8 protein-coding genes are annotated in these 5733 nt (G+C 41.0%); 6 read left to right on the top strand and 2 right to left on the bottom strand.

All coding sequences use genetic code 11. The annotated features are described in order from the left end of the window. Positions 1-550 (bottom strand): aminotransferase class III-fold pyridoxal phosphate-dependent enzyme (locus HP456_RS18985; protein WP_172254000.1); only part of this gene is annotated, 550 nt, incomplete at its 3' end. 186 nt (positions 551-736) lie between these two features. Here HP456_RS18985 and HP456_RS18980 point away from each other — a divergent pair. The 5 genes from HP456_RS18980 (at position 737) to perR (ending at position 3917) form a co-directional block, all read left to right on the top strand. Continuing rightward, positions 737-1138, top strand: a complete 402-nt coding sequence (locus tag HP456_RS18980; RefSeq protein WP_246289262.1) for an ion channel — start codon at positions 737-739, stop codon at positions 1136-1138. Positions 1139-1213: 75 nt separating this feature from the next. Continuing rightward, complete coding sequence (bcp, locus tag HP456_RS18975; RefSeq protein ID WP_172253998.1) at positions 1214-1684, top strand: thioredoxin-dependent thiol peroxidase; 471 nt, start codon at positions 1214-1216, stop codon at positions 1682-1684. 200 nt (positions 1685-1884) lie between these two features. After that, positions 1885-2835 (top strand): D-2-hydroxyacid dehydrogenase, encoded by a 951-nt coding sequence (locus HP456_RS18970; RefSeq protein WP_172253996.1) that lies wholly within the window; start codon positions 1885-1887, stop codon positions 2833-2835. Position 2836: 1 nt separating this feature from the next. Next, complete coding sequence (locus HP456_RS18965) at positions 2837-3388, top strand: cob(I)yrinic acid a,c-diamide adenosyltransferase (protein ID WP_172253994.1); 552 nt, start codon at positions 2837-2839, stop codon at positions 3386-3388. Positions 3389-3476: 88 nt separating this feature from the next. Further along, positions 3477-3917, top strand: coding sequence for a peroxide-responsive transcriptional repressor PerR (perR, locus tag HP456_RS18960; RefSeq protein ID WP_281358086.1), 441 nt, complete (start codon positions 3477-3479; stop codon positions 3915-3917). 144 nt (positions 3918-4061) lie between these two features. On the opposite strand, the gene HP456_RS18955 is transcribed toward perR, so the two are convergent. Further along, on the bottom strand, positions 4062-4409 hold the full coding sequence (locus HP456_RS18955; RefSeq protein ID WP_172253984.1) for a YgzB family protein: 348 nt from the start codon (positions 4407-4409) through the stop codon (positions 4062-4064). 151 nt (positions 4410-4560) lie between these two features. Between HP456_RS18955 and HP456_RS18950 the strand changes: the two genes are divergently transcribed. Beyond that, positions 4561-5433: a nucleotidyltransferase-like protein gene (locus HP456_RS18950; RefSeq protein WP_172253983.1), complete on the top strand. Its 873-nt coding sequence runs from the start codon at positions 4561-4563 to the stop codon at positions 5431-5433. Positions 5434-5733 lie beyond the last annotated feature (300 nt).

The raw sequence follows: 5733 nt of genomic DNA, 5'->3' as shown, positions 1-5733 counted from the left end.
AAGGGACGGTGATAACTTCCTGGGCAATGCTCTTGGGAACTCCTGCAGAATCTGGTGTTCCAAGGGTGGAAGGACCTGATCCTGCAGCGACCAGCACTAAATCGGAATGGCCGTGATAACAGCCGGCGAACTTGATGATCTTATCTCTCCCTGTATAAGCACGGGCTACACGGATCGTGGTCATGACGGCTTCCGTACCTGAATTGACAAAACGGACCTTATCCATATATGGCATCGCTTCTTTAATCATTTTCGCAAACTTTACCTCATGGCGGGTAGGCGTCCCGTACAAGACACCATTTTCAGCAGCCTTTGTAATGGCTTCCGTTATATGAGGGTGGGCGTGACCCGTGATGATTGGGCCGTATGCTGCGAGGTAGTCGATATATTTATTCCCGTCTACGTCCCAGAAATATGCCCCTTTGCCCCTATCCATTGCAACTGGTGAGCCTCCTCCAACTGCCTTATAAGAGCGGGATGGGCTGTTTACCCCGCCTACGATATGTTCCAATGCATCTTTATGTAAGGATTCTGATTGAGTGAAATTCATTGAGTTACCTCCTGAATAATAGACATATATGTTTCCACATGCCAGTCTGGTTACCTCTACTATTGTAGTATGTCAGAGAGCTTTTTAGCAAATTGAATTCCAACGGAAAAATGAATGAAGAAGGGGAATGATTTTTTGCAGGTGTGCGTACATATACAGAGACAAGCCTGAAATGAGGGAATCTATTTGATATATGTAATAGCTTTTATGATTCTGTTTTGTATGATCATGAGTTTAAGAGCTTTATTCTATCCTTCCAGGTGGAAAGTTCACTATGTTTCATTCCATCACTTCTTCTTTTTGGGGATGTGCTATGTGACCATTATGATCGGGTTTGGTCTGTTGTTTACTCTATTAGAACTCGAAGGCATACCGATACTGGTTGAAAATGGACATCCTGTTTCTGGTGATTTTTTTGATCATGTATTTACAACGATGTATTTCAGCGGCATCACTTTGTTTTCTGTCGGATACGGTGATGTGACCCCTGTCGGTATTGGCAGGGGGATTGCTCTCATAGAATCCTGGCTAGGGTATACGATCCCGGCAGCGTTTGTCGTGAAATCGTTTATGAATTTTGACAAATAACCCCGTATGATTTGAGTTTTTCCTTCCTATTGGGTACGCTAACAGTAGAAACGAGTGATATGGAGGGGTTATGGTATGAGTGTTGAAACTGGTCAAAAAGCGCCGGAATTCGAATTGACGGCAAGTAACGGGGAAAAGGTAAAGTTATCCGATTACAGAGGTAAACATGTAGTGCTCTATTTTTATCCTAAAGATATGACTCCCGGGTGCACCACTGAAGCATGCGATTTCAGAGATCACCATGAAAACTTCGAGAAGCTTGATGCTGTAATTCTGGGAGTTAGTCCGGATCCGGTCGGGAAGCACGAAAAGTTTGTGGACAAGCATGGCCTGCCATTTTTATTATTGGTGGATGAAGACCATAAAATCGCTGAAGAATATGGAGTTTGGAAACTTAAGAAAAACTTCGGAAAAGAATATATGGGTATCGAACGCTCCACATTCATCATTGACAAAGAAGGAAACCTTGCGAAAGAGTGGAGAAAGGTCCGAGTGAAGGGACATGTGGAGGAAGCTCTTCACTATATAGAAGAAAACCTTTCTTAAGCCTATTTTTAAGCCTATTTTTCAAAGGATGAGGCTTTTGTCCATTCACATCATCAAGAAGGACATATAGTAAGAGTAGGGCAACCTCCTCAAATAAGTCAGTCTCATCCGTATAAAGGATCGATTTAAATCGGTCCTCTTTTTTTATGAAGAAATCAAAATATGATAAAATATCTTCAATAGGGATTGGGGGTTTAGTGATGAAAGTGGTTTTTACGTTTCAGCCCAGGGAAGTTTTTGCTGAGGATCTGGTTCGGCATTATCCTGAAGTTGAATTTTCATTCTTTAAAAAGATCGGGGAAGCTGAGCATGCATTACATCAAGCAGAGATCATTGTCACAATGGGAGAGGATCTGACAGATCGGCATATTGAGATTTCCAGCAGTCTTAAGTGGATCATGGTAACATCTGCTGGACTCGAGAAAATGCCTTTAAAAGCAATTGGAAAAAGAGGGATACTGGTCACGAATGCAAAGGGAATACATAAGATTCCGATGGCTGAGTTCACTTTTGGATTGATGCTGCAGCACGCCAAGCAGTTCCAAACTGTTCTAAAGCAAGAGGAACAAGGGATATGGAGCAGAAGGCTTCCGACCTCCGAACTGAACGGTTCCACTCTGCTCGTGTTGGGAGCAGGCGCAATCGGGAGTGAAATTGCACGAATCGGAAAAGCTTTTAACATGAAGACAACAGGGGTCAATTCAACAGGTAAGTCTGTGGAGCATTTCGATCGGATGTTCACTCTCGGGGATTATGAAGGATTCCTGCAGCAGGCTGACTATATTGTTGCTATACTGCCAAGCACAGGAGATACCCGATATATTCTTAAAGAGGATCATTTTGACGGGATGAAGAATTCGGCTGTATTCATTAATATCGGACGAGGTGATCTCGTTGAAGAGTCAATCCTTTTAGAAGCTGCAAGGGAAAAGAAGATAGGACAAATTTTTCTTGACGTTTTCGAGGTGGAACCACTCCCTGCCGATCATCCATTCTGGCAGGAAGAAGGGATTACCATAACACCGCATATGTCGAGTATCACTAAAATGTATATGCCGAGAGCATTTGATATCTTCAAAAAGAATCTGGAAGCATATAGTAATAAGAGTGAAGACTTCATAAATATAATTGACACAGAAAGGGGATATTAATATGAAGATTTATACGAAGTCAGGGGATAAAGGAACGACTTCACTTGTATACGGCTCACGGGTTTCAAAGAAAGATCAGCGGGTCGAAGCATACGGAACATGTGATGAGGCAAATTCAATGATTGGACTCGGGTTAAGCTATTTAAAAGCAGAGTACTTTGAAGGAAGAGAACAATTTGAAGGATTCTTTCATAAAATCCAGACGGTACTCTTTCATGTAGGTGCTGAACTTGCTACACCTCCGGGAAAAGATGTGAAGTGGAAACTTGAAGATAAGAACATCAAAGAACTGGAGGAGCAAATCGACTTTCTGGATGGGAATTTAACACCTTTAAAAAATTTCATCCTGCCAGGCGGGCATCCTTCAGGGGCTGCACTACATACAGCAAGGACAATCGTGAGAAGAGCAGAGCGGGAAGCGGTCGGCATCGGGGAAGATGTCAACCCGCTGGTGCTGTCTTATCTGAACAGACTGTCAGATTTCTTATTCGTGGCTGCAAGGTACATCAACCAGCAGCTCGGTGAACAGGAGAAAAATTTACACCAGCAATAGTAGAAAGATTGACAAATGGTACACCTGATTAGTACACTATTTATAAAGATTATAAAATAATAATTCTTATGAAAAGAGGTGCATGGCGATGTCACAAGAAGGACAATTAAAAGAAGCGATTTCAACATTGAAGGAAACCGGTGTCCGTATCACGCCTCAACGTCATGCGATTTTAGAGTATCTCATTGATTCAATGGCTCATCCAACAGCTGATGACATATATAAAGCACTTGAAGGAAAGTTTCCGAATATGAGTGTGGCTACTGTATACAACAACCTACGAGTCTTCCGGGAAGTCGGCCTGGTTAAAGAGCTGACTTACGGTGATGCTTCTAGTCGCTTTGACTTTGTAACATCAGACCACTACCACGTGATTTGCGACGGTTGTGGTAAAATTGTCGATTTCCATTACCCGGGTCTGGATGAAGTAGAGCAGCTTGCCTCCCATGTAACGGGATTTAAAGTAAATAATCACCGAATGGAAGTCTACGGCACCTGCACAGATTGCTCAACAAAAGAAACTCATTAGAAAGATGGTTCTCACAACCATCTTTTTTCTTTTGCCCTGCCGAATGACAGTTGACATCAATGAGAGGTCAATTTTTTTAAAAGTGTAATTTGGAACTAAAAACAAAAAGACCTCCATTCAGGGAAGGTCTTTGTTTGTGATTGACTATTTCTTTTTATTATAATCTTCATTAAAATCTTCGCCCTCGAGCTCAGGGTCCAGAGTCAGCGGTTCATTACAATACATACACATGTCTACACGGCCCAGGACCTTTGTGACCTTGCCGCAATTGGGACATGTAACCTGGACTGCCTTTGTAGATAACATTCCGATCCAGAAGTAAACCACAGTACTGCCGATTATAGCAAGAAAACCAAGAAGCATAAAAATAGTCATAACCCAAGGATGCTCTTTAAAATATATACCTACATACATAATGATGAATCCGATGAAAACCAAGCTTAATGCAAATGTACGGATTTTATTAATCTTACTGGAATAATTCTTAGCCATGATTGTCCCTCCTAGAAAAATACTATACCATATTTGGTGGAGTGAGGGGATAGGAAAACCATTTGTCGAAAAATGACTATATAAAGAGAAGGATATCCTGTTTCGATGTCGAAATAGTTACCAACCAATGATTGATGTGGAGGAGTTTTATATGGAAGACATTTTACGCCCGATTTACCAGGAGCGTACCAGCCATCCAAATACGCTAGGCGTCTTATTAATAGAACAAAGCAAGAAATCAAGTCCAGTTACTGATACATTCGATATTGTTTTATTTCTTATTGTACAAGAATCCGATGAACCGGTATTCGTTAAACATTATACTTATAAAGAACACAAGGCCGCATTACATATCGTCACAGAAGATAAACTGCGGGAATGGATCCTGCTGGGAACCAATCGCAAAGTGATCGATTGGCTGTTCAATGGTAAAATCCTGTTTGATCGAAACGAATATGTGCATGGCCTCAAAACTGAATTGAGAGACTTCCCCTTTTACGGAAGAAAAATTAAAATGGGAATGGAATTCGGAAAGTTGATCCGCCGTTATATGGATGGGAAGGTATTTTTTGAATCAAGGCACTATCTCGACGCCTATAATCATATCGTTCATTCACTGCATCATCTGGCAAGGCTTGCTGTAATCGAAAATGGGTTCCATCCCGAAGTGACCGTCTGGAATCAGGTGAAACAGATCGAACCTGAAATATACAAATTATATGAAGAACTTGTCACAAGCGAAGAGGAAATTGATAAAAGGCTTGAATTATTATTTTTAGCCAGCGAATTTCTGATCCACTCCCGGACTAAAGTGGCATCCGAGCACCTTGTTGCTATTTTGGAACAAAAAGACCAATGGAGTTTTCAGGAACTGCTTAATCATGAAGAAGCCAAACATTATTCCGTTGACCTTGGCATGCTGATCGAATATTTAACGGATAAAGGATTTGTTGAAATAGTCGATGTTGAAACGAAGGGTAAAGGTGTCTATCATCGTTATTATCGTGTTCCAAAAAAACTATAGTAAAATATTAAATTTTAATTGACTTCAATAAAGAACCTTGATATATTAGTAAATGTCGCTGCTGAACGACAAACGAGTCCGGTCAGTGGCGACATGAAATTTTTTAAAAAAAGTTGTTGACTTCGAGTTGATAACTTGATAAGATAAAAAGGTCGCTTCAAACGGAGCGCATCAACAAATTGAACCTTGAAAACTGAACAAAACAAGACAATACGTCAACGTTAATTCTAGATTTACCGCAACGATTGAATCGTTGCAAACAAGAGCTATTCAAACTTTTATCGGAGAGTTTGATCCTGG

Source organism: Bacillus haikouensis (assembly GCF_013179555.1).
GTDB lineage: Bacteria > Bacillota > Bacilli > Bacillales > Bacillaceae_B > Rossellomorea > Rossellomorea haikouensis_A.
Note: the sequence above shows the minus strand (reverse complement) of the source record. Positions and strands in the feature narration are given on the sequence as shown.

Coding starts and splice junctions, on each gene's coding strand:
- bcp (WP_172253998.1), top strand. CDS start 1,214: ATGAGTGTTGAAACTGGTCAAAAAGCGCCGGAATTCGAATTGACGGCA.
- HP456_RS18970 (WP_172253996.1), top strand. CDS start 1,885: ATGAAAGTGGTTTTTACGTTTCAGCCCAGGGAAGTTTTTGCTGAGGAT.
- HP456_RS18965 (WP_172253994.1), top strand. CDS start 2,837: ATGAAGATTTATACGAAGTCAGGGGATAAAGGAACGACTTCACTTGTA.
- perR (WP_281358086.1), top strand. CDS start 3,477: ATGTCACAAGAAGGACAATTAAAAGAAGCGATTTCAACATTGAAGGAA.
- HP456_RS18955 (WP_172253984.1), bottom strand. CDS start 4,409: ATGGCTAAGAATTATTCCAGTAAGATTAATAAAATCCGTACATTTGCA.
- HP456_RS18950 (WP_172253983.1), top strand. CDS start 4,561: ATGGAAGACATTTTACGCCCGATTTACCAGGAGCGTACCAGCCATCCA.